Source organism: Collinsella sp. LCP19S3_D5, assembly GCF_052121415.1.
Classification (GTDB): domain Bacteria; phylum Actinomycetota; class Coriobacteriia; order Coriobacteriales; family Coriobacteriaceae; genus Collinsella.
Genome location: NZ_JBQKEH010000006.1, coordinates 79,091 through 104,825 on the forward strand (window position 1 = coordinate 79,091; position 25,735 = coordinate 104,825).

At 59.5% G+C, this 25,735-nt stretch carries 22 protein-coding genes and 1 tRNA gene; 9 read left to right on the forward strand and 14 right to left on the reverse strand.

Annotated elements, in window-relative coordinates; genetic code table 11:
• Positions 1 to 131 precede the first annotated feature (131 nt).
• From ACTQXO_RS04040 to ACTQXO_RS04060, 5 genes are all read left to right on the forward strand, one after another.
• A complete protein-coding gene (locus ACTQXO_RS04040; RefSeq protein ID WP_441032137.1) occupies positions 132 to 437 on the forward strand; it encodes a helix-turn-helix domain-containing protein in 306 nt (101 codons plus the stop codon).
• Between the two features lie 13 nt (positions 438 to 450).
• Positions 451 to 1,014, forward strand: a complete 564-nt coding sequence (locus ACTQXO_RS04045; protein WP_441545459.1) for an ImmA/IrrE family metallo-endopeptidase — start codon at positions 451 to 453, stop codon at positions 1,012 to 1,014.
• A gap of 140 nt (positions 1,015 to 1,154) precedes the next feature.
• On the forward strand, positions 1,155 to 1,838 hold the full coding sequence (locus tag ACTQXO_RS04050) for a DUF4417 domain-containing protein (RefSeq protein ID WP_441545460.1): 684 nt from the start codon (positions 1,155 to 1,157) through the stop codon (positions 1,836 to 1,838).
• Positions 1,838 to 2,263, forward strand: a complete 426-nt coding sequence (locus ACTQXO_RS04055) for a hypothetical protein (RefSeq protein WP_441032131.1) — start codon at positions 1,838 to 1,840, stop codon at positions 2,261 to 2,263. Before ACTQXO_RS04050 ends, ACTQXO_RS04055 begins: the two co-directional genes overlap by 1 nt.
• Entirely contained in the window at positions 2,260 to 2,436 is a 177-nt protein-coding gene (locus ACTQXO_RS04060) for a hypothetical protein (protein WP_441545461.1), read from the forward strand. The genes ACTQXO_RS04055 and ACTQXO_RS04060 overlap by 4 nt, the downstream gene beginning before the upstream one ends.
• A 97-nt stretch (positions 2,437 to 2,533) precedes the next feature.
• Here the strand turns inward: ACTQXO_RS04060 and ACTQXO_RS04065 are convergent, their stop codons facing one another.
• From ACTQXO_RS04065 to disA, 10 genes are all read right to left on the reverse strand, one after another.
• Positions 2,534 to 4,579, reverse strand: coding sequence for a site-specific DNA-methyltransferase (locus ACTQXO_RS04065; protein WP_441545462.1), 2,046 nt, complete (start codon positions 4,577 to 4,579; stop codon positions 2,534 to 2,536).
• Between the two features lie 5 nt (positions 4,580 to 4,584).
• Positions 4,585 to 5,181: a DUF4391 domain-containing protein gene (locus ACTQXO_RS04070; protein ID WP_441545463.1), complete on the reverse strand. Its 597-nt coding sequence runs from the start codon at positions 5,179 to 5,181 to the stop codon at positions 4,585 to 4,587.
• On the reverse strand, positions 5,175 to 8,402 hold the full coding sequence (locus ACTQXO_RS04075) for a helicase-related protein (protein WP_441545464.1): 3,228 nt from the start codon (positions 8,400 to 8,402) through the stop codon (positions 5,175 to 5,177). Before ACTQXO_RS04075 ends, ACTQXO_RS04070 begins: the two co-directional genes overlap by 7 nt.
• Positions 8,403 to 8,812: 410 nt before the next feature.
• A tRNA-Thr gene (locus ACTQXO_RS04080) sits at positions 8,813 to 8,887 on the reverse strand.
• 225 nt (positions 8,888 to 9,112) lie between these two features.
• Positions 9,113 to 9,790, reverse strand: a complete 678-nt coding sequence (locus tag ACTQXO_RS04085; RefSeq protein ID WP_154514764.1) for an NYN domain-containing protein — start codon at positions 9,788 to 9,790, stop codon at positions 9,113 to 9,115.
• Positions 9,791 to 9,793: 3 nt separating this feature from the next.
• Positions 9,794 to 10,708, reverse strand: a complete 915-nt coding sequence (rlmB, locus tag ACTQXO_RS04090; RefSeq protein ID WP_441545465.1) for a 23S rRNA (guanosine(2251)-2'-O)-methyltransferase RlmB — start codon at positions 10,706 to 10,708, stop codon at positions 9,794 to 9,796.
• Between the two features lie 167 nt (positions 10,709 to 10,875).
• On the reverse strand, positions 10,876 to 12,342 hold the full coding sequence (gene cysS, locus ACTQXO_RS04095; protein WP_441038940.1) for a cysteine--tRNA ligase: 1,467 nt from the start codon (positions 12,340 to 12,342) through the stop codon (positions 10,876 to 10,878).
• A 3-nt stretch (positions 12,343 to 12,345) separates the two neighbouring features.
• Positions 12,346 to 12,840 (reverse strand): 2-C-methyl-D-erythritol 2,4-cyclodiphosphate synthase, encoded by a 495-nt coding sequence (gene ispF / locus ACTQXO_RS04100; RefSeq protein WP_006234975.1) that lies wholly within the window; start codon positions 12,838 to 12,840, stop codon positions 12,346 to 12,348.
• Positions 12,830 to 13,558, reverse strand: coding sequence for a 2-C-methyl-D-erythritol 4-phosphate cytidylyltransferase (ispD, locus tag ACTQXO_RS04105; protein ID WP_154514770.1), 729 nt, complete (start codon positions 13,556 to 13,558; stop codon positions 12,830 to 12,832). The genes ispF and ispD overlap by 11 nt, the downstream gene beginning before the upstream one ends.
• Entirely contained in the window at positions 13,558 to 14,598 is a 1,041-nt protein-coding gene (gene disA / locus ACTQXO_RS04110) for a DNA integrity scanning diadenylate cyclase DisA (RefSeq protein ID WP_370450554.1), read from the reverse strand. Before disA ends, ispD begins: the two co-directional genes overlap by 1 nt.
• A gap of 248 nt (positions 14,599 to 14,846) precedes the next feature.
• Here disA and ACTQXO_RS04115 point away from each other — a divergent pair, with 248 nt between their 5' ends.
• Positions 14,847 to 15,431 (forward strand): manganese efflux pump MntP, encoded by a 585-nt coding sequence (locus tag ACTQXO_RS04115; RefSeq protein ID WP_154514774.1) that lies wholly within the window; start codon positions 14,847 to 14,849, stop codon positions 15,429 to 15,431.
• A gap of 80 nt (positions 15,432 to 15,511) precedes the next feature.
• Here the strand turns inward: ACTQXO_RS04115 and ACTQXO_RS04120 are convergent, their stop codons facing one another.
• The 4 genes from ACTQXO_RS04120 to ACTQXO_RS04135 all read right to left on the reverse strand — a co-directional run bounded on the left by ACTQXO_RS04120 (position 15,512) and on the right by ACTQXO_RS04135 (position 22,504).
• Complete coding sequence (locus ACTQXO_RS04120; protein ID WP_154514776.1) at positions 15,512 to 16,969, reverse strand: aminoacyl-histidine dipeptidase; 1,458 nt, start codon at positions 16,967 to 16,969, stop codon at positions 15,512 to 15,514.
• 324 nt (positions 16,970 to 17,293) lie between these two features.
• A complete protein-coding gene (locus tag ACTQXO_RS04125; RefSeq protein ID WP_441545466.1) occupies positions 17,294 to 19,936 on the reverse strand; it encodes an ATP-dependent Clp protease ATP-binding subunit in 2,643 nt (880 codons plus the stop codon).
• 185 nt (positions 19,937 to 20,121) lie between these two features.
• A complete protein-coding gene (locus ACTQXO_RS04130; RefSeq protein WP_441545467.1) occupies positions 20,122 to 20,715 on the reverse strand; it encodes a DUF2798 domain-containing protein in 594 nt (197 codons plus the stop codon).
• Between the two features lie 220 nt (positions 20,716 to 20,935).
• Positions 20,936 to 22,504 carry a threonine/serine ThrE exporter family protein gene (locus tag ACTQXO_RS04135; RefSeq protein ID WP_441038946.1) on the reverse strand — a complete coding sequence of 523 codons (1,569 nt, stop codon included), beginning with the start codon at positions 22,502 to 22,504 and terminating at the stop codon, positions 20,936 to 20,938.
• 296 nt (positions 22,505 to 22,800) lie between these two features.
• Here ACTQXO_RS04135 and ACTQXO_RS04140 point away from each other — a divergent pair, with 296 nt between their 5' ends.
• From ACTQXO_RS04140 to istB, 3 genes are all read left to right on the forward strand, one after another.
• On the forward strand, positions 22,801 to 23,229 hold the full coding sequence (locus tag ACTQXO_RS04140; RefSeq protein ID WP_441032101.1) for a hypothetical protein: 429 nt from the start codon (positions 22,801 to 22,803) through the stop codon (positions 23,227 to 23,229).
• A gap of 89 nt (positions 23,230 to 23,318) precedes the next feature.
• The gene (istA, locus tag ACTQXO_RS04145) at positions 23,319 to 24,770 is read left to right on the forward strand and encodes an IS21 family transposase (RefSeq protein ID WP_441032099.1); all 1,452 of its coding nucleotides are present in this window, start codon (positions 23,319 to 23,321) and stop codon (positions 24,768 to 24,770) included.
• Between the two features lie 2 nt (positions 24,771 to 24,772).
• Entirely contained in the window at positions 24,773 to 25,537 is a 765-nt protein-coding gene (gene istB / locus ACTQXO_RS04150) for an IS21-like element helper ATPase IstB (RefSeq protein WP_230205501.1), read from the forward strand.
• Positions 25,538 to 25,735 lie beyond the last annotated feature (198 nt).

Here is a 25,735-nt window from a genome sequence, read left to right on the forward strand (position 1 = left end):
GCATTTTAATCCGATTTTGGCCGTTATAAATTGACTGTGCAGCAAAAAGAGGCTTGACAGGTTAATATGGGCATAGCTACAGTTACCAGTAGATGGTAACTGTTACCATCTACTATGTGAGAGGAGCACGTATGGCATCTTTAGTTGGAAGGAGGCTGGGCGCACTTTTGGCAGAAAAGGGAATGAGCCAGAAGGAGCTTGCCGCGAAAACCGGACTTACCCCAGCAGCTATTAGCAGATACGTCAGCGGAGCACGAGAGCCGCGACCCATTACAATTGCCGCCATCGCAAGAGCACTCAATGTTGCACCCGAAGCAATCACAGGAAACAACAATCAAAAAGAGACCGATGATGCAATTCGTCTGATAGCGCGCAATGCGCACAGCCTCAGCGAGGAACAAAGGGCCGAATTAATCGCCGCCTTAGCCAAGCGTTAATAGGAGGAATTCATTGCTCGAACGCCAGCACCAGAAAGAAATCGAACGAGCCGTTATCGAGATGCTGCAAGATTACGATCTTGCGAAATACCCGATAAGCGTAGGAGCAGCTGCGGAAGCGCTAGGGGTTAAGATCGTTCCCTACTCTTCCCTCGACCCTCATATGCGAAATGCGGCATTTGCCGTATCGAGCGATGCCTTCACCATTGCCGACGCCGAATATAATTCGGCCACTCTTGCTGTCAACGATGTAAGTGGCTCAACCTACAACAGGTCACGCTTTTCGGGCGCCCACGAGCTGGCTCATATTTTTTTAGGGCACAGCGAAGAAAACCCCTTTAAGGAAGCAGAGGCGGACTATTTTGCTGGATACCTACTGGCCCCACACCCATTAATACTAACGTTGCCAAAAGGCGCTGCCGTTACAGAACGTTTTGGCGTCAGCGGCAAATGCGCCAGTTTTGCCATAGACCAAGCAAATAACCGTCGCAAGGAAAATTCATTCTGGGAACCCCATGAGCAGTGGCTTGTTAGTAACGCCGTATGGAGAGGAGGCGGTCTTATTGGGCGTGCTTAGATAAAACGGCTGCTCCTGCGCCAACAGAAGCAGCCGATCTGGAGTCGACAAGGACTCGCGTTGCTGCGTTTAGTATAGGCTTCATTGTTTCCGTTATGCCTATATTCCTGTCGAATTCAGCGCAAGCCAAAAAAAACAAGTTGAATATCGATAGAAATGAGGTTGCCATGGGCAGCTTAAGTAACTATGACACTTTTCATACCAGATACTATTCTGGCGTAACCTACACCGGAGATTTCGAAATGCCCGTAATTAACGGGACCGATCAAATACCCGAACGAGTCGTTCGCTTTTCTGATTCAAAATCTCGCAAGCGCGACGACCCTTCCGCATGGGTGGTTCCATATGAGTACGACGTCAAGCTCCGTCCTTTCTGGAACAACCCCTTTAAATACATGGATCGGCTCCTCGAACATCCAGGAATCGTTTCCTGGGACTTCAGCATGTACAGAAACATGCCGTTTGCCCTGCAATACTGGAATTGCTTCAGGGGAAGGCTGCTCGGAAGCCTCTATGAGCGTTGTGGCGGAGCATGCATACCGAACATAAGGCCAACCGACAGGCGTAGCTATATATACGCCTTTGACGGCATTCCGACCGAAGCAACCATAGCCATGGGTACGATCGGCGCATTAAACACCGCAGATGACAGGGCAGTCTTCAAGGCATATGTCGATGAGTCTGTCTCTCGCCTCCGCCCCAAAAACATCATCGTCTATGGAACAGCGCCAGACGACATCTTTGATTCCGCATTGGACGCAGGGGTCAACGTTAAAAGCTATCCAACGCAAACTGCGCTAGCCCATCAGACGGAGGCGGCATAATGGGCGGGGGATATGGACGAGGCTTAGACTTTGGCGCGACCTGGGGATCAGGCAAATTGCCGCTGGCTGGATTTGAACCCGAGACGCTTCCCGAGGTCAACATTCAAATCGGTCGCAGCCTAAGCGCTAAAGCCTTAAACTACGACATTAAAGACCCCCACACTGGTCGGATCTTTAGATTTCTAGAGGGCACAACCATACGCAATGTAGAGGTGTTTGCCGGCAAAGGTGTAAGAAACAAACTCAACCCAAAAGTTGCTTTAGGCCTGAGTCAACAAATTGGAGGGCGCCCTCGCGATTGGAAGCACGTCAAAGGAATCGGCGTCGTTGATTACAACGGGCAGAGCAGAGAAGCCGAAGTTCATTGGTTCGAAGCCTCTGGCCAACCGAAGGTCAAATTCAAGATTAAGAGGTGGTTGTCGTGAAAGTAAAATACCTGGGCGAAACTTCATTCCTCGAGCTTACCAACGGTAAGGTCTACACGGTCCTATCCGTAGAAAAGGACTGGTATCGCATTGTCGACGACAGCGGAGAGGATTACCTGTATCCGCCGGAAGATTTCGAAGTTGTGGACCCCGCAAGCGAAACGGGCGACTAGGTCTTGTTTGAGCCGCCATGGCTCAAAGTTACATTCAACGAGTTGATACCCGTCATTAAATCGGGCCGTCACTCAACCAGCGGCGGCCCGATGCACTTTAGATCACCTTACGGATGGTGTCGGGACTGAAGGTTTTGAAGAGCTCTTCGAGGTTTGCCACGGCGGCGTCGTTGGAGAAGCATGCGTCGCGGAAGACCGCGTAGAGCGGACGCTCTTTGGCGATTGCCTCCAACGCCACGGTATCGACATCCTCGTCAAAGCAGGCGATAAGCTGGCCATCGTTGACGTCGAAGCACGCCTTGCCGCCGATTTCGCGCTCAGCGATTTTGGCGGAGTACTCGATGCGGAATGCGGGCAGGACCTGAAAGAGCAGGCCAAGCGGCGCAGCGCCTTCGGCGGCATTGTCGGCGAAGAGGTCGAGCTGAGTCTGGTCGTACTGGTCCGGTGCAGCGAACTCATCTTTGAGGCAGGAGTCATCTACACGCAGCACGCGGAAACCGATATCGGGCACGGGCTTGGGCTCGGCGCCGAGTTCGAGCTGCTCGTTGGCCTTGTCGATTTCGGTCTTAATCTTCTCGCCAGCTCGGCGAATACGCTCCTCACCGACGTTGCACAGATTGTCCCAGCCGCCAGGAGTCTCTTCGGGCAGTTGAACGAGGACAAAGCGCCTATTGCCACCGTCCTCGGCATTCTTGCGCATAGCGGCTTCTGCTGTGGTGGCAGACCCAGAGAAGAAGTCCAGGACAATGGAGTCCTTGTCGCTGGCGATGGTTAGGATGCGATCGACCAGGCGAACGGGCTTTGGGGTGTCGAAAGGTGCGGAGCCGTCGAAGAGAGATTTGAGCTGCTTCTTTGCCTCGTCGGTATGACCAACCTCGGAGTAGGACCATAGGTTGGTGGGCATCTTCCCATCCATCTCGTCAAGATAGCGCTTACAGGCCATGCCCCCATTACCACCACTTGTAAAGTACAAGACGGGCCAGCTGCCCTCTTCATATCGTGCTCTGGATCGTGCGTATGTTGTCTCATCAGGATTCTTTAGCATGAGGGCTTTAACATCCCGACGTACTTCGTTAGCAGGCAGATTACATATCTGCGCTCGGCGCTCTTCATCATGAATATCAACCCATTCATAATCAGCCCATTCACTCATCAAGCTGAGCATGCTGTACCCGCCGAACGGTCGACATCGACCGTTCGGCGGGTACAGTAGCTCGCCTGTGAGTGGATGCTGAATGGCATATACCATACCTTGGTGTGTAGCGGCACCGGGTGCCGACGCGTCCCCCGCCTTCCAGGGGCGCGGGTCGCCATCCGGACTCGAGTAGCGGCCATCCATCTCGGCAGTTCTTGGCAGTCTGCCCGGTATCCACTCGGGGCTCTTCGAGTACGCCAGGATATGCTCAACCTCAGATGGAATCCCCTTCGAATCGTTTCTCGGCGAATAGGTCTTCTGCCAGGCAATATCTCCAACAAAGCAAGAAGCACCAAACACCTCGCCGCAGATGGCGCGAAGGTTCTTGGACTCGTTATCGTCAATGCTAATAAAGATTGCACCGTCGTCGCTCAACATATCCCTAGCCAGCATGAGCCTCGGATACATCATCGAGCACCAGTCGGAGTGGAAGCGGCCGTTGGACTCGGGGTTGGCTACAAGGCGGCCACCCTCCTCGTTGTAGTCGCCGTTCTGGGCGTCGTATTCCGCCCGCGCCTTGGAGAAGTCATCGTCGTACACGAAGTCACTACCCGTGTTGTAAGGTGGATCGATATAGATCAGCTTAACTTTGCCGGCGTAGGTCTCGCGCATGATCTTGAGGGCCTCGAGGTTGTCGCCCTCGATGTAGAGGTTCTCGGTGCTCTCCCAGTCCTTGGACTTCTCGGGGCAGGGGCGCATAGTCTTCTTGGTGGGGCGGCGCGCCTCGAGCTTGGCCTCGCGCTTGCCGGGCCAGGTGAACTGGTAGCGCTCGCGCGGGCCGTCCACGACCTCCCCGGAGAGGTCGTCGCGCAGGGCATCGAAGTCGATGGCGAGCCTGACGTTGCCGTCGGCGTCCGCCGCCTCGGTCACTACGTCAGGGAAGAGCGCGGCGATCTTGGCGATGTTCTCCTGCGTGAGGTCGGGGGTCTCCCGGCTGATCTTCTCCATCGTTGCTACTCCTCCTCAAGCCGCCTAAGCTCGGCTTGCTTCTTTTTCATCTGTAAAAATAGCTCGTTCTTTCGGACAATCTGTCGTTCCATGCGGGCCTTGGTGTCGAGCGCGGAGACCTCCGCACGCAACCCGTCTATTTTCTCACGGCGATCGATTCTCGCCCAGACGTCGTGACCATCGAATTCTCCCAACGCGACTTGGGCGAGCATGGAATCCCATACCATGTCGAGATTGAAACCGTTCAAGGCAAGACGCTTGATATCCCGCGTCTCCAGCAGGCGACCCTCCTCGCAAATCGCGATATCGCCGGATCCGCCGTCGACAATCACGGCCTTGTTGGGCGTCGCGTTGCTCACCAGGCGCACGGCGCGCTCGGGCACCCGTTCCCCTTTGGGATCGATCCTCAGCACGAGAATCTCGTGTACCGCTTTGCCGTCGGCGATATTGGTCGTAGCCGGCTTGATGGAGTTCGCGACGATAATTGACGCCACGCCACCCGTAAGGTCACGCCGGGTGGCAGCATCAACGTCCATATGACGGTAGAAGGCCTCTTTGGGCAGACGCCTTCCCACCTCGGTCGTGGCCGGAAGTCCTAGCATGGTTTTTTCACCACCAAGAAGCACACGAGCTCAAAGTCGTCGATGCCCTCGATGTCGTTCTCCAAAAAGCCCGTCGTCCCGCCGCTGAAGAAGCTGTCGATATCGGACTCGCTTTTGCCCTCGACGATGGAGCCGATCGCACTTGCCAGTAGGTCCGTCTGGGCAGCCATGTCACGCCCGTCGTCGGTCTGAGCGTTGTAAGCGCGGCACAGGTCTTCAACCGGCTCCTGGACGCCTCGACAGATTCGCCTCATCTCGTCCAAGATGTCCTTGGGCGTGGCATAGCCATGCAGGATCGACCCGTCCTCGCCAACGTACACCAGGTAGAAGGGATGGATGGGGTTGCCGGAGAGTCTGTCGATGTTGCCATTCGCGTTGCGCAGCACAAATATCGTGCCCGGCTCTTCGCCGGCAGCGACTGCCTCGATGCCGTATGGGACGTTTTCGATCTCGGGATGCTCCTTCCGGTACTCGACCAAGTCCATACGGAAGTCGTTGAGGCCAAGGTCGGTGATGGAAATGCCGCCCTGGGCATCCTCCAGATCGACGACCTCGTCCTTCATGCGCTCAAGCTGCTGGCGGCGATACTCCAAGTCGCCCTTCTCGTCCTCGTTGATATAGTCGTCATCACCCGTCGATGCCATCACCAGCGCATGCATCTTGTTCTCGACGCGTGCCTTGAGGTTGATGTACTCGTCGAGCTCAACATCGGGCCAGAAGTTGATGAGCTGGATGCAGGCGTTCTTGGAGCCAATACGGTCGACGCGGCCAAAGCGCTGCACGATGCGCACCGGGTTCCAGTGGATGTCGTAGTTGATGACGCAGTCGCAGTCCTGCAGGTTCTGGCCTTCGGAAATACAGTCGGTCGCGATGAGCACGTCGATGTCCTTGCCCTTGAGTCTCGGATACGCAACGTCGCGGTCCTTCGATACCGGGCTGAAGCAGGTAATGACCTCGTTCATGTCGTTGCGAACGCCCTCGACCGAGCAGCGGGCGCTCTGCGAGCCGCCAGCGACCTCAGCGACCTCGAGCCCATAGCGCTCCTCGACGTAGGCGCCGATGTTCTTGTAGAGGTAGTCCGCCGTGTCAGCAAACGCCGTAAAGATCAGCAGCTTCTTGTTGCCCGGGTTTATGGGGTTCTCAATCTTGTCCGCGATGACGCGCCTGAGCTTGGCCAGTTTCGCGTCATGCTCGGCATCGATAGGAGCGATAAGCTGTCGGATGTCCTCGAGTGCCTCGAGGTCCTTGAGCATATCGCGCTCCCAGCTAATCCAGTCCATGTCCTCGAGCGAGAACCTGCTCTTGGTGCCGACCGTAAAGTCGGTGTCCCCCTCCTCATACTCAAAGGACTCGACGGCCTCGACCGACGCGCCGGACGCGCCGGCGCGATAGTCCTCAATAACCTTTAGATTGTGCCTAATGACCTCGATAATCTTGCCCAGCGTGATCTCGAAGGCGTAGACGGAGCTCTCCAGGCGCTTGAGCAGAATGGAGGACATGAGCTTGACCATTCCCTGCTCGCGACCGCTGGTGGGAGGACGACCGTGCTCGTCGGCGTACTTGGGCGCCGCGCTGGGATGGAGATAGACCGTGGGCAGGTAGACCGCGAGCGTGAGCGAGGCGAGCGTGTCGGCTATCTGCGAGTAGGTGCCCGCCTCGTCCGAGGTGGCCAGACTCGGCCGCAACGATACCGGCTTAAGCCTTTTGGGGAACGGACCGATCGCGGATACATCGTAGTAGCGCTGCACATGTCTGCGCGAGCGCGCAACGGTAACGCGGTCGAGAATCTGGAAGAAGTTGAAGTCGAGCCGGTCCGTCAGCGCCGTCGTGGTCCTATCGGCCGCGGGCAGCTCCGACCAGTCGCGAAACGCCGCCTGCGCGTCGCGGAATACCTGATCGACCGGCTTGTCGAGTCCGAGCTTTTTCGACCATGCGTCGGGATCGCCCTGATAGGCAAGCTTGAGCTGGTTGTGTAGATCGCGGAACCTGTTGTTGACGGGGGTTGCCGAAAGCATCAGAACCTTCGTCTCGACTCCGTCCTTGATCACCTTGTTGAGGAGCCTCTCGAAGCGGTTGCCCTGCGTCTCGTCCTCGACCTTGGACGAGGTGTCTGCACCGTTGCGGAAGTTATGGGACTCGTCGATGACGACGAGGTCGTAGGCACCCCAGTTAAACTTCTCGAGGTCGTTACCCTCCACCGTCATTCCCTTATCGCGGGACAGGTCAGTGTGGTAGAGCACGTCGTAGCGCAGGCGATCGGCGGCGATGGGGTTGTTGACGTAGTTCTTTTTATAGGTGAGCCAGTTGTCCGAGAGGCGCTTGGGGCAGAGCACGAGCACGTTGCGGTTGAGCAGCTCATAGTACTTAATGACCGCGAGGGCAGTGAACGTCTTGCCCAGTCCGACGCTGTCTGCGAGGATGCAGCCGTTGTAGGTCTGGAGCTTGTTGATGATGGCAAGCGCCGCGTCCTGCTGGAAATCGTAGAGCAGGTTCCAGACTTTGCTCTCCTTGAAGCCGGTCCCCTCTTTTGCGAGGTCATCCACCGAGACGTCCTCGAGGAACTCGCTAAAGATGCGGTAGAGCGCGGCGTAGTAGACCAGCTCGGGCGGGTTCTCGCGATACATGGTGGAGATGGAGTCGATTACCGCCTGGGTAACGTCCTCAAGCTCGCCCGAATCCCAGGCGGCATTGAACTGACACAGGTACTGGCGCGCCATGTCCCCCGGGATGCCCATAGTCATGGTGAGCTGCTTGCTGGGCGTTGTACCCAGAGCGGACGTCGTCAGGCCCTCGATAGGCTGGAACGCCGCAGGCTCGGTACCGTCGACGACGAGATAGCCACCGGCTGCGCGATTGGCATCTCGGTATGAGCGGAACTCTGCCTTCTTTCTAATCCACTCGGCGCATTCACGAGCGACAGCTTTCTGCCTAAGTTCATTCTTGAGCTTAATCTCGAGGTCCGTGCCGCCAATACTGCTCTCGCGCCCCATACGCGGGATATAGTACTCACGCTGCTCCTTCTGGGCTTTGACGGATAAGAAGGTCGGTTCCGTATAAATAAACCGGAAGGAATCGCATGCCTCAAGCTGTTTTTTGAGCTCGCCATATCCATAAATCGAGAACAGCGCCGCAGCGACTGAAATTCGATCTCCGTTATTGATTGCTTCAATTAGACCATCTTTAAGCAGCTCGTTTTGGTTATCAAAGCTCTTCAGATTCATAAAACGCCCTTCGGACGCAGCGTCTGGAAACAAAATGCTCGGCGCCGCTTCTTGCATCGCTGTCGAGCCTCATCGGCACCTAAGCTATTAGTCTAAACCGAGATATGCAAAACGCCTTGCGGGGATGTCAATTATTCGGTCAGCGCGACGACGCAAGCACGAGAAATGGCGTGTGACTTTCATCTCAATCTGTAACATCTAGACCGTTATTCCGCTTCTATCTGTTACAGATTGAGACAGACGGGCAGCCTTCAACCTTCCATCTCGATCTGTAACAGATAGAAGCAAAATGCCCGTCTTAGTGTTACAGCTCGAGACAAACTGGAAAACAAGACGAATACCGAGCCCGACAACTCGCCAAAACAAGAAACGGACCCTGTCCCACTAGGGAACAGAGCCCGAAACTCTCATGGAGCCAGTGACAGGAATCGAACCCGCAACCCACTGATTACAAATCAGTTGCGCTACCGTTGCGCCACACTGGCACACTTGGCGCTTTCGCGCGAAGCCAATTAAGAATAAAGGAATTGCGGACAAGGCGCAACAGGCCCTTTGACCGACCACATCTCAAAACTATTCGTCAGAACGAATAGTTTTATCTGTTCGCCAGAACCAAAAACTATTCGTTTTGGCGATGCCAAGCCGCAACCCATTGATTACAAACCAGTTGGTTGATCAATCGAGAAAGCAGCTCCCCATAGAAGGTTTACCTACCTCCCGCGCAGGGCCTTGAGCTTGGCCAGTGCCTCGGGGCTCAGGCGACTGCCCAGAGTCATCTTGATCTGCGGAGCCTCCTCGGCCTCGCGGACGTCGTTATCGATCTGTTTGATCTCGTCCACCAGCATGCGGCTCGAGATGCGCGTAACGCCCTTGCCCATGACGACGGCTTGAATTGTGCCGTCACTCGATACCACGGAGCACGCGCGGCCTTCCTCGCGCGCCTCAATGCAGAGCTTTTGTACCACGGTATCGGCCGATACACCCGTCGGCGAAAACTCGATGCGCACGCCGCGAGCCGGCAAGTTGGGACGCTCGCTAGAGATATTGCCAGCGCCGTCAAACACAATCACGGCCTCGTAGCGGCCCTGGGCAAAGGCGGCAACGTCGTTGATAAGGGCGGTGCGTGCCATATCGTGAACGTCGCTGGAATACGGATCGTCGGAATGGTCGTACACGAGCTTTTCGTAACGCGGCGTGCAGTGGATCACGTTGTAGCCGTCGACCACCAGCAGCTCGGGCTTATTGGAGTGAACCGTCGAGACCGGGTCGGCGATAGCCTGCGCAAACGCATTGCCGCCCACGCCGTAGGTCGCGGCCGAGACAATCGGCTTGGCCGAGCCTTCGCCAAAGCGCTTGGCCTTAGACTTGGCGCGGTTCTTCTTGGACATGCGCTACTCCTCCCCCATGAGCTCGCCGGCGTTGCGACGTAGCCACTCAAAGCACAATGCCGTCGTTGCCTGGGCAACGTTGAGGCTCTCGGTCATGCCACGCTGAGGAAGCTTGGTCAAAAAGTCGCATTTCTCGAGCACCAGGCGCGAGATGCCGTCGCCCTCGGAGCCCATGACAAGCGCCACGCGGCCCTCGAAGGGAGCATCCCAGCAAATGCCCTCGGCGTGCTCGGAGGCGCCGCCCACCCAAAAGCCAGCGGCCTTAAGATCGTCGAGCGCACGGGCGATATTGGGGACCTGGGCGATAGGCAGATGCATGACGGCGCCGGCTGAGGTCTTGTAGCTGCCCACGGTCACGCCGGCAGCGCGCTTGTTGGCGATGATGACGCCCGCCGCGCCCACGACCTCGGCGGAGCGCACGATGGCGCCAAAGTTGCCGTCATCGGTCACGTGGTCGAGCACCACGACAAGTGCCGGGCCCTCGCCCGCACGGTCGAGGATATCGGCAACATCGGCATAAGGGAAGTTACCCACCTCGAGCGCAATGCCCTGGTGAGCGCCATGGCTCGACAGCGCATCGAGCTGCGCGCGCGGCACGTACTTAATGCGGACACCCGCGGCGTTGAGGTCGTCGACCAGACGAGACAGGGCGGCATCGCGCTCCCCGCCCTCGGCAATGAGCGCGCACTTGATGGGAAAACCGGTGCGCAGCGCCTCGACGGCAGCACGACGGCCTTCGATAAACTCGCCCTTGGGAGCCTGGACAGCGTCGCGGTTGCGATCGCGCTGCGGACGCGCAGCTTGGGTGCGATCGCGCTGGCCCTTGGAAGCGGCAGCGCAGTCATTTCGGCGAATCGGACGCGAGCCAGAAGCGGCCTGCTTGCCGCCACGAGGCGCACGCTTGCGATTGTCGGCCATAGGACGGCCTCCTAAATACAACTATCAAACGAAACAAATAGACCGACCGCCCGAGGTGCGGCAGATTGCCTTGAAAGAGGAGGGCATAGACCTTGGGGCCATGCCCGACGATTGAAAGGCAAGGTGCCGTGGCTCGGGCGGTCGGGTGCTTGGGAAACCCGCGGGGGTTAGAGGGATTTGATACGGGTGCCGGCGGCGGTGTCTTCAATCGTCAGGCCCAAGTCCTTGAGCTGATCGCGGATGGCGTCTGCCAAGTCCCAGTTTTTGGCGGCACGGGCCTCGGCGCGAGCCTCGAGAATCTTGGCAGCGGCCTCGTCCACGTCGTCACCAGTGTAGGCGACCAAGCCGGCGGCAACGCCCAAAAGGCCCAGCGGCAGCTCGACCTTGGGCTCGGGAAGCTCAACGCCAAACGTATCGAGCAGCTCGACCAGCGTATCGGCGGCAGCAAGAGCCGCGGCCTTGTCGGCAGCGTCGCCCGCCTGCTCCAGATACTGATTGCACTCGGTGACAAAACCAAAGACGGCGCCCATGGCACCGGCGGTGTTAAAGTCGTCGTCCATGCACTCCTTAAAAGTGGCACGGGTCTCGGCAGCCTTGGCGGCAAATGCCTCAGATGCTGCCTCATCGGCATCGGCCGTCGCATGGTTCGCGGCCCAGCGCAGGTTCTCGACCGTACCGGCGATACGCGTGAGCGAATTCTCGGCACCCTCCAGGCGCTCCCAGGAGAAGTCGAGCGGCGAGCGATAGCTCGTCTGCAGCATCAGCAGGCGCAGGGCGGCAGCGGAGTGCTGCTCGAGCACCTCGGCCAGCGTAAAGAAGTTACCAAGCGACTTGGACATCTTCTCGCCGTCGACCAGCAGCATGCCCGTGTGCATCCAGGTGTTGGAGAAGCCCTGGTGCCAGGCGCAGGCAGCCTGGGCGCACTCGTTCTCGTGATGCGGGAAGGCAAGGTCGGAGCCACCGCCGTGAATGTCGATCGGGGTACCCAGGTAGCGGTGCACCATGGCGGCGCACTCGGTGTGCCAGCCGGGACGGCCCTCGCCCCAGGGGCTCGGCCAGCTGGGCTCGCCGGGCTTGGCGGCCTTCCACAGGGCAAAGTCGAGCGGGTCGTTCTTGTCCTCGTTCTCCTCGATGCGCGCACCCACCATAAGGTCGTCGATGTTGCGGCCCGAGACCTGACCGTAGTTGGGATCGCTGCGCACGGAAAAGTACACGTCGCCGTTATCGGCGGCGTAAGCGTGGCCCTGCTCGATGAGCGCCTTGATCATGGCAATCATGGGGCCGATCTCCTTGGTGGCGCGGGGGCGCACATCGGGATCGAGCACGTTGGCAGCGCGCATGACGCCAATAAACTTATCCGAGAACTCCGTCGCGACCTCGGCGGCCGTACGGCCCTGTTCGTTGGCGCGCTTGATGATCTTGTCGTCGACATCGGTAAGGTTCTGGGCGAACGTGACCTCGTAGCCGCTCGCGATGAGCCAGCGTCGAATCACATCGAAGCTGATGAACGTGCGGGCGTTGCCGATGTGGATGTTGTCGTAAACCGTGGGGCCGCACACGTACATGCGGACCTTGCCGGGCTCGATGGGCTGGAACTCTTCCTTTTTATGGGTAGCGCTGTTGTAGATACGCATTCGTTACTCCTTAACGGTTTTCTGTAGCAGGCAGACGGCCCAGGCGCCAATTCCCTCGCCTTGACCTTCCCAACCGAGCTTTTCGGTCGTGGTGGCGGCGACGCCCACGTTTTCGACGTCAACGCCCAGGGCATGGGCCAAGTTGGCACGCATGGCATCGCGGTGCGGGGTGATCTTAGGCTGCTGGCAGGCAATGGTGCAGTCGGCATCGACAAACTCAAAGCCCAGCTCGCGCGCATAGTCCATTACGCGGGCAAGCAACACCATCGAGTCGGCACCCTCGTAGGCGGGGTCGGTGTCGGGGAACAGCTTGCCAATGTCTCCCCCGCGGCAGGCGCCCAGAATAGCGTCGGCCAGCGCGTGCGCGAGCACATCGGCATCCGAGTGGCCCAGCAGGCCGCGCTCGTAGGGAATGTCGACCCCGCCGATGATACATCGACGCCCCTCCACCAAACGGTGGACGTCGTAGCCGTGGCCAATGCGCAGGTTACTGAACATGGGGAAGGTCCTCTCTCTCGGCCATCCGCCCGAGCAAAATCGCGGTTACGGGACGCAAGTCCTCGGGCACCGTCACCTTAAGGTTGTCGCGCGGGCTCTGGACGCAGCGGACGCGCCCACCCATGCGCTCGACCAGTGACGAATCGTCCGTACCGATAAAGCCCTCGGCAATCGCCGCGGCATGGGCGCGTTTCATGGCGTCGACACTAAAGATCTGCGGCGTCTGCGCGGCCCAATAGAGTTCGCGTGGCGGCGTCTCGACGATGTTGTCCCCATCGACGATCTTGAGCGTGTCGATCGCAGGCTGGCCACACACGACACCGTCGAGCGAGCGGTCACTCACGAGCACGTCGATAGCGTGATCGATGGCCTCGGTAGTAATGAGCGGACGAGCGCCGTCGTGAATGGCGACGTATTCAAAGCCTGCCGGCACCGCATGCACGCCGGCACGAGTGGAGTCCTGGCGAGTATCGCCGGCATCGGCGAAGCTGATGGGCGTGTTATACGAATACGGGCTGATGGCCAGGCGGCGCATCTCGGCACGACGCTCGGCAGGGCAAACCACGACGATGTGGCCGACCTTATCGCTACGGTCAAACGCGCGGATGGACCAGCTCATAAGCGGACGGCCCGCTACATTGACGAGCTGCTTGCCACCGGGATTACCAAAGCGCTGGCCGCTGCCACCGGCAACGACCACGGCACATACGGGCGCCATTATGCGTTCCCCTGTTTGGTGCCCTTCATGCGGTACAGGGAGTCCGCAAGAATGGCAGGGTTGTTAACGCCAAAGTCGCCCAGGCGCTCCGGATCCTTGCTGATGTCGTCCATGAGCTCCTGCAGCGAGCCATACTCGTCGACGATCTTCTCGGCCACGCCGTCGCGCACGACGGACACGCGCGAAAGCGTGCGCAGGCCCAGCGGCGTCATGACGGAGTCCTCGTCCAAGTCGTCGTAGCCCAGAACCGCCGCCACATGCTGCGGGTCGGACAAGTCCTTGGGCGTCATGCGGCTAAGCTCGGCACGGATCTTCTCGGCGTTTGCCTCGGAGGAATCGCTTGCGTAGTCGCGAATCATCAAGTCGTACTCGGTATCCATGCTGGAGCCGGCGAGCTGCTCGAGCTGCATCTGCACGAGCTTGCCCTGGTTGCCCAGCTTGACAATGCAATCCTTAAGCTCGGTCTTTGCCTGCTGCATAATCTCGAAACTCGAGAAAATGCCGGTGATGTCGGCGAGCGTGACGTAGTCGTCCAGCTCGAGGGCCGTCAGACGCAGCAGGGAGCGGTCGAGCGACTGACGGGTGGTCTGAAGCGTAGCGACGAGCTGGTTGACCGAGCTCATGATGGTGGTGACGGGCTGAATCTCATAGCTCTTGCCGTGCACATACACGTTGACGACGGCACGACGGGCCGAGACCGAGATCACGATGGCGTCGGTGAGCACCGACATGCGAGCGGCAGTACGGTGACGCATGCCCGTCTCGCTCGTGGCGAGCGAGGGGTCGGGATTGAGGTGGAAATTGGCGCGCAGGATCTGGGTAAGGTCGCCGTCGATGACGATGGCGCCGTCCATCTTGGAAAGCTCGAACAGACGGTTCGAGGTAAACGAAATGTTGAGCGGGAAGCCGTCGTTACCGGCAGCGAGCACGTTTTCGGTGTCGCCGACGCAGATAAGGGCGCCCAGGTGACCGGCGATGATCATGTCAAGGGCGGTGCGGATCGGCTGACCAGGTGCCGTCAGGCGGATGGCCTGTTCCATACGCTTTTGCAGCTCGTTCTTATCCAAGGCATCGCTCCCATCGTATACGCTCCATAAACGTCAATAAGTTTCTCACGGTTTGCCCCTGTGACGCCCGCAAATTCCGATGCTTACAGAATGAGCGAACACCGCTTAGGTAGCTCATTTGGGACGGGGCTCTTTTGGCTGCTCATGTGGTAGCATCGGGTCTCATATAAATGAGGGAGTGGTCGTGTAATCGGGTTCGTCCGGAGAGAGGGAGCCAGACTATGGGACTCGCAGAGCTCGTGTTGCTCGCCGTTGGCCTTTCGATGGACGCCTTTGCCGTTTCCATCTGCAAGGGTCTCGGCATGAAAAAGATCAACCTTAAAGTCGCCGTTGTGCTCGGCCTGTTCTTTGGCGGCTTTCAGGCCGGCATGCCCGTAATCGGTTGGGCACTCGGCAGCCAGTTCATGGGCATCATCGGTCCCATAGACCATTGGATCGCCTTTATCCTTTTGGCCTTTATCGGCGGCAAGATGCTGTGGGAAGCCTTTACCGAAGACGAGGATGAGGACGAAGGCGACGGCAAGGATGCCGAAAAGATCGACCTGGGCGAGTACCTAATCCTTGCCATCGCCACCTCGATTGACGCGCTCGCCGTGGGCATCTCGTTTGCCGCGCTCTCGGTCGATATCGTGCCCTCTGTATCACTTATCGGCGTCACAACGTTTATCTTCTCCGTCGCCGGCGTAGCGATCGGCCACACCTTTGGCGCGCGCTACGAAAAACCCGCCACCATCGTGGGTGGCGTCGTACTCGTCCTCATCGGGCTTAAGATCCTGCTTGAGCACCTTGGGATCCTCGCACTGTGACGAATAACGGCCGCCCGGCATTACGCCAGGCGGCCGTTTTCATAGCCAGCCGTTTTAGAGCGGCTTAACCAAGGCGACCTTTACGCGGCAAGGCGCTTGAGGACGTCGATGAGCAGCTCGTAGAAGCGCTCGGCAGAAGCGAGCTCCATGCTCTCGTCCGGGGTGTGGACATCGGAGAGCGTCGGGCCCACGGCGATGGCGTCCAGGCCGTGCAGGGCCTCGGCAAACAGGCCGCACTCAAGGCCGGCGTGAATGGACTCGATGCGCAGCTCGGAGCCAAAGAGCTCGCGATAGCTCTCGACAAAGACGTCGCGGACCGGCGAATGCTCGGCATAGCTCCAGCCGGGATACTCGAACTCAAACTTGGCGTCGAAGCCCAGGACATCGGCCAGCGTCTGCAGGCGGTCCTTGAACTCGTTCTGCAGCGAGGTGATCGAGGAGCGCGGGGACAGCATGATCTTGACCTCGTCGTCAGAAGTGGCAACCACACCGATGTTGGAGGAAACCTCGACGGAGCCGTCGGTAGCGACGTTGCGGCGGATCACGCCGTTGGGGGCAAGACGCAGGGCGCGGATGAGGGCAAGCGCGGACTTCTCGTCCATGGCCTCGACCTCGGCGTCGTCGGCAATCTCGACAGTGCAGGTAAAGCCGGGGTCGAAGACCTCGAGCTCGGCAGTGACGTCGGCGATAATGCCCTTTGCGATCTGGGCCGCGGCCTCGGCGGCAGCGTGGTCGGCGTAGACCAGAACAGCCTTGCACTCACGGTTGATGGCGTTGTCCTTGGTGCCGCCGTTAAAGCTAACGATGGCGGGCTCGCCGGCAACCATCAGGCGGTCGATGATGCGGGCCATGATGAGGTTGCCGTTGCCGCGCTCCAGGTGGATATCGCTGCCGGAGTGACCGCCCAGCAGACCGGAGATGTCGAACGTGAGGGTGCTACCGGTCTTGTGCTCGCGCGCGATCGGGCAGGTGTAGGTAACGACGACGCCGCCGGCGCAGCTGACGGTGGCAACGCCCTCTTCCTCGGAGTCAAGGTTGATCATGGTGCGGGCGCTAATCTGAGACTTATCGAGCGTCTCGGCGCCGACCAGGCCAGTCTCCTCGTCGGTGGTGAATACGCACTCGAGGGCGGGGTGAACGATCGAATCGTCATCGAGAACAGTGAGCATCAGAGCGACGGCGATACCGTTGTCGGCGCCCAGCGTGGTGCCGTTAGCGGTGAGAACGCCGTCCTTGACGAGCAGGTCGATACCATCGGTCGTAAAGTCGTGCTCAACGGAGCCCAACTTGTCGCACACCATATCGATGTGGCCCTGCAGCATCACGGTCGGGGCATTCTCGGCACCGGCAGATGCGGGCTTGCGAATAATGACGTTGTAGACCTCGTCCTGATACACATCGAGGCCGCGCTCCTTGGCAAACGCAACCAGGAAATCGCTGATGCCCTTCTCGTTGCCAGACCCACGGGGGATCGCGCTGACCTCCTCAAAGAAATGGAACAGCTGGGCGGGCTCATAGCCGGTGATCTTGTAGTCCATGGTGCCTCCTTGGCGCAACTGGTTAGACAATAAGACATGCGCCTTGTATATTCCCAGACTTCGTTTGCATAAACCAGTCGAAAACGCCGAGCGCTCTCGCATCATCGGCTAACGGCGGAGAAACGCCACTTTATTAAGATAAAGCAGGTAGACGGACCGCGCCGAAGGGACGTTGGACCCTTCAACCAACCTCCACGCTTGACCAACGCTTATGCATACGCCGTTGGTATGTTTAATGAGATTTACTTTGAACGAGGGGCCTTTCCAACAGAAAAAAGGGCGCTCCTTTGGAACGCCCTCGTGGACACAAGGTTTTGTTACGCCCTACAGCGCGCCGGAACCGGCTTGCATCATGCCGCCGGGGCCCGAGCTTACGCCACTGCTCACAGGCGCGGCGTTTCCGGTGTGCGGCGCTGCCGGAGCGGTATCGCCCCCAAGCGCACCTGCCGGACGCGGCGCCGGGATCTCGCCCGTACCGTGGCTAAAGACGAACTTGCCGTCGGCCACGTCGCACAGGACGGTATCGCCGCTGCCCCACTCACCGGCCAGCAGCTCCTCGGACAGAGGATCCTCGATGAGCTTTTGGATGGCGCGGCGCAGCGGACGTGCACCGTTGGTGAGGTCGGTACCCTCGGCTACGATCTTGTCGTAGGCCGCATCGGTGAGTTTGATGTTCATGCCGTTGGCAATCAGGCGCTGGCGCAGGTCGTCCACCAGCAGGTGAGCGATCTTGGTCAGGTTCTCGCCCGAAAGCTTCTGAAACACCACGATGTCATCGATACGGTTGAGCAGCTCGGGGCGGAACAGGCGCTTGAGTTCGCCCATCGCACGGCCCTTAATCTCGCTCGAGGTAAGACCCTGCTCACCGGTGGTGCCAAAGCCAACGCTCGCATCCTGCGCAATCTCGCGGGCGCCCACGTTGGACGTCATGATGATCACGGTGTTGCGGAAATCGACCGTCTTGCCCTGGCTATCGGTCAGGCGACCCTCCTCAAGCACCTGCAGCAAGATGTTGAAGATATCGGGGTGCGCCTTCTCGATCTCGTCGAACAGCACGACCGAGTACGGGTGACGGCGAACGGCCTTGGTGAGCTGACCGCCCTCGTCGTGGCCCACGTAGCCCGGGGGGCTACCGATAAGCTTGGAGACCTCGAACTCGCTGCCAAACTCCGACATGTCGAAGCTGATGAGCGCGTCCTTGCTGCCAAAGAGGTACTCGGCGAGCGTCTTGGCGAGCTCGGTCTTGCCTGTGCCGGTAGGACCCAAGAAGATAAAGCTGCCGCCGGGACGACGCGGGTCCTTGAGCGGCGAGCGGCTGCGGCGCACTGCCTTGGCCACGGCCTCGACAGCTTCATCCTGGCCGATAATGCGGGTCTTGAGCACGCTTTCAGTCTGCAACAGACGACGGCTTTCGCTCTCGGTGAGCGAAGACACCGGCACGCCCGAGGTCACGGACACGATGTCGGCAACCTGGGCGACATCGATGGTGAGCGGGCTGGCGTCGAGCTCGGCCGTCCAAGCTGCCTTGGCCTCGGCGAGCTCAATCTCGGCAGCCTTCTGCTGCTCGGTAATCTCGGCGGCCTTGTTCATGTCGTCGCCCTCGGTGGCCTCCTGCGCGGCAGCCTTGAGCTCCTCCACGCGATGCTCGGCCTCGCGCACCGGCTCAGGCGCACGGTTGGCGGCAATGCGGGCGCGGGCGCCGGCCTCGTCGATGAGGTCGATGGCCTTATCGGGCAGGAAGCGATCCTGGATGTAGCGGTTGGAGAGGTTCGCGGCGGCCTCGATGGCACCCTGCGTATAGCGCACGTGGTGGTGCTCCTCGTAGCGTGGCTTGAGCGCGGTCAGGATCTTGACCGTGTCCTCGACGCTTGGCTCCTCAACATCGATGGTCTGGAAGCGGCGCTCGAAGGCCGGGTCCTTGGTGAGGTACTTGCGGAACTCCTCGGCCGTGGTGGCACCGATGATCTGGAAAGCGCCGCGCGCGAGCACGGGCTTGAGCATGGAGCTTGCATCGATGGATCCCTCGGCAGAACCGGCACCGATGATGGTGTGCATCTCGTCGATAAACAGGATGACGTCGTCGGCTTCGGTTGCCTCCTGGATCACGTTCTTGAGGCGCTCCTCAAACTCACCGCGATACTTGGCGCCCGCGACAAGACCCGGCAAGTCGAGCGTCCAGATGTTCTGGTTCATAAGGTTCTCGGGCACGTTGCCGGCAGCGATCTGCTGCGCCAGGCCCTCGACGATGGCCGTCTTGCCCACGCCGGGGTCACCCAAGATAAGCGGGTTGTTCTTGGTGCGGCGCGAAAGGATCTCCATCATGCGCTGGACTTCCTTTTCGCGACCGATCACCGGGTCGAGCTCGCCGTCGCGCGCCTTCTGCGTAAGGTTGGTGGCGAACTGCTTGAGCGTGTCGGTGCCGCTCCCCTTTTGCTGTGAGGCGTCCGAGCCGCTAAAGAACGGCAGGCCTGTACCGGGACGCCCGGCACCGGCACCGGCGAGCGGGCGCTTCTTGTCTTGATCCTTGGCGGTAAGCTTCTCGATGGCTTTTTTAATGGAAGCGGACGAAACACCCAGGCGCATGAGAATGTCCATGGCCATGCCGTTGCCCTCTTCGACGATACCGATGAGCAGGTGCTCGGTCGACACATAGGTCTGGTTGTTCTCGCGCGCCACGCGGAAGGAACGCTCCATCACGCTGATGACGAGCGGCGTAAAGGCGAGCTTGGCGGCCTCGGTTTCCTCGCTGGGCTCGGGAACGGTGGTCTGGACCTCCTTGAGCGTGTCCATGATGTCATCGTAGGAGATATCGAGTGAGCGCAGTGCCTCGGCGGCAATGCCCTCGTCCTCCCTGGCGAGCGCGAGCAGCAGATGCTCGGTACCCACCTTATTTGAGTGAAGATCGAGCGCCTCCTGCTTGGCCATGGACATGACCTTGCGCGCGCGATCGGTAAAACGGTCCAACATGCTAGTTCCTCTTAGACGAGCTAGTTTTTCAAACGCAAAGCGCCACTCGTGGCGGCGCTTTGGTCTCTTTACCCATATGGAGTATATGTTAACCGCTGTGGCCTTTTCCGCGTGCAGCCATACGACAACGTCTACAAAAAAGGAATCGCCGGGTGTGGCGGGCGCTCTAGGTTAGTGGCTCTTGCCTAGCAGACGAGCTCGGCGTCCATACTCTCGGCAACGTCATCGACGACATCGGCAACGGGAGCGCCCGGCATACGTACGAGCTCCATATGCTGCTCTTCAAAGACGGTTCCCATGGGGAAGGCATGGCGGAAGATAAAGCGAGCAACCGGACCAGCCACCAGCAGGTTCCAGGGCAGGGCCATGATAAAGTTGCGCGGAATGTTGATGAGCCACATCATCGGCAGCATCTGCAGGTTTGCGAGCGGGCCACCGGGCATGTGGAACAAGCCCTCGCACGCACCGTAGAACGACATGATGATGACCATGGGAAGGACCATGCAGGAGCTGACGGCGAGTGTCATGGCAAGCGGTGAGCTCTTACCCGGCGTGACCAGGAATTTAAAAGCGAAACCCTTGGCAAGGGGGCTGGCAACAAACCAGTCGCAGCACATGGCAAAGACATAGGCAACGGGGAAGCCGAGCCACGCGGCGGCAATGACCTCGCCGTTGATGGCCCCATGCTGCAGGGCAACGTTGTAGATGCTCATCCAGAGCACCATGCAAAAGCACATGATAAAGGTAAACAGCAGGCTCTCTCGTTTATTGATAGGCATAAAGGGCAAAATCCTTTCTGTGTTACGCCGCGGTGCACAACAAAAACGGGCGGGCGAGATGGAGCTACTGGGACTTCATCTCGCCCGCCCGTGGTACGTGCGTCTGCGACTACTTATGTGGTGGAACTACCCTAACACGAACGGCGCGCGCTTCGTAAGCGTTGAGTTTATGAAGATGCTCGGCGTATTGGTGCAAAGTAACCTGTCACCCTTGCACCAATTAGCTAGTGTGGCGCCAGCGGGGATCGGTGAGAGTTCTCGCTACGCCCAAGCCAACGGGCAGGAACGCCACGATGAGCACCGCACGCACAAACCAGCCAAGCATATTAACCGTGTCAAACGTGCACATGTAGTACATCGAGCGATACAGATACAGCCCCGGCACCATGATGACAATCGATGGCACCGTGAGGGCGATGCGTGGATAGGTGAGCTTGATTTCGGCCAGGCTTGCCAGCAGGCCCGATACGAGCGCCCCGATAAATGCAGCCGCCTCGGGAGGCATGCCTACGCTCAAGCCCAGGAAGGGAAGCATCGTCGGCGCATCGACGAGCGTAAGGCGCAAGGTATTGGACACGGCGCCGATGAGCCCGGCCGCCGCGGCCATCTTTACCGGGCTGTTAAACATAACCGAGAAGCCAAATACACCGATAAAGCTCATCAGTATGCGCAAGAGCGTAAGAGCCAACGGTGAGAGGCCGAGCGGGGCGAAGTCATCCGGCGCCAGCCCCACGCATTCGGCAACCATCCAGCCTACGAGGGTCGCCATCACAATAATTGACACAGCATACGAAAGACGCTCGATGCCGCTTCGCATATCGAGCTTTGCGATGTCGAGGCCTGCCGTAATGAGGGGAAAGCCGGGAATCACAAAGAGCATGGCGCCGATGTAGCCTTCTTGGTGCGACATTGCACCCGGAACAACCTGGGCGAGGCCGAGCAATGCCAGCAAATATGAGATACAGGCCAGTGCGACACCGAGCGTCAAAGCGCTGAACTGACCAAGGCCTTGCTTGAGAATATGGGAGCGGGCAAAGTTGCCGACACCCGCGCCCACGAACGCGCATGCCATCTCAATGGGACCGCCACCAAGTAAAAAGACAAAGGCGCCACAGGCGCAGGCTGCCGCAAGGCCCTGTTGCCAAGGCGCGTAATCAGGTTTTGAACTCTCAACGGTCTTGAGCATCTCGTGATACTCGTGCACCGTGAAGCGACGACCATAGGTCTCGATTTCCTTGAGGAAACTCTCCATCATCCAAATGCGATGGGTGTTGACGCCGGTTGTCGGCAGACTGACGACCTCGTTAAAGCAGTGGCCATCTTCGATGCAAGTACACTCAAACGACAGGAGACTTAAGTCAACATGGATGGTGACACCGAGCACGGCGGCGACGCGATTCATGGTATCGCGTACGCGCCAGGCACCCGTTCCACTCGCGAGCATAAGCATACCGGTGCGGCAGACGATGGATGATTTATCGGTGAGCGGCGCATCGACGGCAAGTTCATCGCCTGCCGTCACGATCTGGTGCCAGTCAGTTTTCATATGGAGCGCGCCGGCACGAACGCCGTGGTGCATGGGGGCTCTCGAAAGCAGCGAGTTAAGGCGCGAAGACTGTGGGGGCTCCGTTGATTCGTCCTCAACCTCATCAGTCTCTTCATCGACCAGATCAAAGGAATCAAGTGGCGCTGGCTCGCGACGGTCGATCAGCTCCTCGTCCTCATCATCAAAGTAATTGAACTGATCGAGCATGTCCTCTTCGATTGCGCGCTCGCTCGCATCGTCCATATAGGCGCTCCCTTCCTGCCGACTAACCCCCATCCTAGACAGCGACAGCTAAAGGAAACATAAAAGAGACAACTGTCATGCGAGACATGTGCACAATAGCCGTTGGGTAGTCGTTTAAGAACGTCCCCAACGACTACTCCGGCAACGCCGATGTTTTGGCAACGACAGACACTATGACCCAATCCGAGGGCACTAAAAAGATAGGAGCCCCCGCTCGTGACCGCGGGTCGGGGCTGCGACAATGATGTTGAAGTGCCATAGGCGCAGCCGCGCCGCAACGAGGTTGGGAGGCTCCCATGCCAAAGTATTCTACCGCGTTCGGGATGGACGTCCACCTGAGGTCGACCACCGTCTGCGCCCTCGACGCGGACACCGGCGAGGCCGTGACGAGGAGGTTCCCCGGCAACCCCTGGGGCGAGATCGCCGGGTGGATGGATGGGTTCCCCGGGCCGTCGCTCGCGGCCTACGAGAGCGGCTACCTCGGCTTCGCCCCGCAAAGGGAGCTCGCCGGGCTCGGCGTCGAGTGCGTCGTCGCCGCGGTCTCGAAGATCCCCAGGTCGGCCGCCGACTCGGCCTCCAAGAACGACAGGAACGACGCCGCCAGGATGGCCAAGGCGATACTCGCCCACGACATCTCCCCCGTATGGGTGTTTTTGATAGCTTTTATTTTTAGGAAATCACGAGATAAAAGTTTCGGGTTTCACGACGATTGTTTCGCCTCATAAGCAAAGGCGCCGACCACCTCCAACGGATGGCCTAACTTAGTCATTGCTTCGGTAATCGACTCAAGGAGGCCGGAAAGGAAATGATCGGCATGTCAACTATTCTAGCAATCAAGCAGCGCGCTGCCCGTGGCGACAGCGTCTCCCAGATAGCCAGGGAGGAGGGAATCTCCGAGCCCACGGTGCGCAAATACCGCGACATGGACGACTTCTCCCCTCAGGTCAAGCCCAGGAAGAGGCGCGGTTCGAAGCTTGACCCGTTCAAGGCGACGATAGATCGTTGGCTTGCGGAGGACAGGAAGCGGCGCCCCAAGCAGCGACACACGGCCCAGCGGGTATTCGACCGGCTCGTCGCGGAATGCGGCTACGACGGCAGCTACACAATCGTCCAGGCCTACGTCAAGAAGCGCAAAGCCGAGCTCAAAGGCGCCAAAGACGAGTTCCTCAACCTCGAATGGGCGCCCGGCGAGGGGCAGGTCGACTTCGGCGTGTGCGACTTCAGGGTGCTGGGCGTCATGCGCGAGGTGCACTACCTGGTGGTCACCTTCCCGTTCTCCAACGTGTCGCTGGCGCAATGCTTCTGGGGCGAGACGTCGGAATGCGTCTGCGAGGGCCTGAAGGCCGTGTTCGAGTTCTGCGGGGGCGTGCCCACCCGGTTGGTGTTTGACAACGCCACGGGCGTCGGCAGAAGGGTCGGCCAGGTTGTCAGCACCGCCGACACGTTCACGCGCTTCGCCGCCCACTACGGGTTCGACTTCTCCTTCTGCAACCCCAACTCCGGCCACGAGAAGGGCTCCGTGGAGAATGCCGTCGGGGCCATCCGGCGCAACCTGTTCGTCCCCGTTCCCCGCATCGACAGCCTGCCCGCCTACAACAAGCGGATCCTCGGCAGGTGCCTGGATCGCGCCGGCAAGGACCATTACCTCAAAGGGGAGCCCGAGCGCCAGCTGTTCATGGAGGACTGCGTGGCCATGGCCGACCTGCCGGCGAAGCCCTTCCGCGTCGCGAAGATAGTCACGGCCAAGACCGACAAGTACGGCGACGCGTGCCTCGACGGCAGACACCGCTACCCGCTCGGGCCGGACCACGGCGAGGAGAGGGTGATCGTCGAGCTGGGCGCATTCCGGGTAGCCTTCTACGACGGCGAGGGCACGCAGATCGCCGCCTTCGACCGAGCATACGGGGATGCGCCCACCAAGGCCAGCGACCCCATGTCGCAGCTGGCGCTCCTTTGCAGGAAGCCGGGCGGATGGCAGAACAGCGCCGTCAGGGCGACCTTGCCGAAATCGCTGGCCAGGTCGATGGATTCCATGGGCAGGGCCGACAGGGGCACGATGCTCAGGATGCTTCGCGACGTCAGCGCGGATGCGGGCTACGAGGCCGCGGTAGCGGCGATGGCCGCGCTCGGCGCCGACGGCGGCGTCCCCAGCCGCGCTGACGTCGCATTGGCTGCCGCATGCACGGCGAACGGCCAAGGGTCCATCGCATACGACGACAGCCCCGACCTCGGGATGTACGACGCCGTCTTCGCAAAGGAGGCCTAGCCATGGACATCGAGCAGATGACGAGGGGCCAGATCGAGGCGGAGTTCGCCGCGCTGGCCAGGACCATGTACTTCACCAAGTCGACGATCGCGGCGTTTTCCAAGGATGCCACGCGAGGCCAGCTGGTGGCTGCATGCGAGCTGATCAGGAGCGAGAACGCCACCAGGGAGGAGAACAGGAAGGCAAGGCTCATGAAGCAGGCCAAATTCCCGGCCGTGAAGTCGGTCGCGGACTTCGACTTCGGCGAGGTGTCCTTCCCAGACGGCTACACCGTCGATGACCTGGTGTCATTGGAGTTTGTCCGGCAGGCCCAGGACTTCGTGTTCTACGGAGGATGCGGACGCGGAAAGACCCACCTGTCGATCGCACTGGGCGTGCTGGCGGCCGAGCGGGGCTACAAGGTCAGGTACTTCGAGACCGCGTCGCTGGTGCTGATGCTGAAGGCGGCCGTCGCCGACAACAGGCTCGAGCAGGTGCTTCGCGACATAGCCAAGGCGGACCTGCTGATAATCGACGAGTACGGCTACATCCCGATAGACATCGAGGGCGCTCGGCTGCTCTACCAGGTGATGTCGGCAACGTACGAGACGAGGAGCATGATCGTCACAACCAACATAGAGTTCGGCAAATGGGGCACTGTGCTGGGAGACGCGCACCTGGCCACGGCGACGATTGACAGGATCATGCATCATGGTCGGCTGGTTGAGTTCGGCGGGCAGAGCAGAAGGTTCGAGGAAGCCTTGATGATGGGAAGATCGGACAGTTAGCGAAGAAAGGGTGCGGCACCTTTGCAAAACGGTGAAACCCGAAAGAAATTAGTCGTGAAATCCTAAATTTAGTTGTTGTGAAAAACACGTATGGGCCCCCTCCCCCGAGGTCGAAGGCATCAGGGACCTCGCCGGCGCCTACGACGGGGCGACCGCGCGCCTGGCGACCGCCAAGCAGCGGCTGCTCGCCTTCCTCGC

Bases quoted from the DNA above. Each gene is read 5' to 3' on its own strand.
- ACTQXO_RS04040 (WP_441032137.1), top strand. From the start codon at position 132: ATGGCATCTTTAGTTGGAAGGAGGCTGGGCGCACTTTTGGCAGAAAAG.
- ACTQXO_RS04055 (WP_441032131.1), top strand. From the start codon at position 1,838: ATGGGCGGGGGATATGGACGAGGCTTAGACTTTGGCGCGACCTGGGGA.
- ACTQXO_RS04065 (WP_441545462.1), bottom strand. From the start codon at position 4,579: ATGGAGAAGATCAGCCGGGAGACCCCCGACCTCACGCAGGAGAACATC.
- ACTQXO_RS04070 (WP_441545463.1), bottom strand. From the start codon at position 5,181: ATGCTAGGACTTCCGGCCACGACCGAGGTGGGAAGGCGTCTGCCCAAA.
- ACTQXO_RS04075 (WP_441545464.1), bottom strand. From the start codon at position 8,402: ATGAATCTGAAGAGCTTTGATAACCAAAACGAGCTGCTTAAAGATGGT.
- ACTQXO_RS04085 (WP_154514764.1), bottom strand. From the start codon at position 9,790: ATGTCCAAGAAGAACCGCGCCAAGTCTAAGGCCAAGCGCTTTGGCGAA.
- rlmB (WP_441545465.1), bottom strand. From the start codon at position 10,708: ATGGCCGACAATCGCAAGCGTGCGCCTCGTGGCGGCAAGCAGGCCGCT.
- cysS (WP_441038940.1), bottom strand. From the start codon at position 12,342: ATGCGTATCTACAACAGCGCTACCCATAAAAAGGAAGAGTTCCAGCCC.
- ispF (WP_006234975.1), bottom strand. From the start codon at position 12,840: ATGTTCAGTAACCTGCGCATTGGCCACGGCTACGACGTCCACCGTTTG.
- ispD (WP_154514770.1), bottom strand. From the start codon at position 13,558: ATGGCGCCCGTATGTGCCGTGGTCGTTGCCGGTGGCAGCGGCCAGCGC.
- disA (WP_370450554.1), bottom strand. From the start codon at position 14,598: ATGGAACAGGCCATCCGCCTGACGGCACCTGGTCAGCCGATCCGCACC.
- ACTQXO_RS04115 (WP_154514774.1), top strand. From the start codon at position 14,847: ATGGGACTCGCAGAGCTCGTGTTGCTCGCCGTTGGCCTTTCGATGGAC.
- ACTQXO_RS04120 (WP_154514776.1), bottom strand. From the start codon at position 16,969: ATGGACTACAAGATCACCGGCTATGAGCCCGCCCAGCTGTTCCATTTC.
- ACTQXO_RS04125 (WP_441545466.1), bottom strand. From the start codon at position 19,936: ATGTTGGACCGTTTTACCGATCGCGCGCGCAAGGTCATGTCCATGGCC.
- ACTQXO_RS04130 (WP_441545467.1), bottom strand. From the start codon at position 20,715: ATGCCTATCAATAAACGAGAGAGCCTGCTGTTTACCTTTATCATGTGC.
- ACTQXO_RS04135 (WP_441038946.1), bottom strand. From the start codon at position 22,504: ATGGACGATGCGAGCGAGCGCGCAATCGAAGAGGACATGCTCGATCAG.
- ACTQXO_RS04140 (WP_441032101.1), top strand. From the start codon at position 22,801: ATGCCAAAGTATTCTACCGCGTTCGGGATGGACGTCCACCTGAGGTCG.
- istA (WP_441032099.1), top strand. From the start codon at position 23,319: ATGTCAACTATTCTAGCAATCAAGCAGCGCGCTGCCCGTGGCGACAGC.
- istB (WP_230205501.1), top strand. From the start codon at position 24,773: ATGGACATCGAGCAGATGACGAGGGGCCAGATCGAGGCGGAGTTCGCC.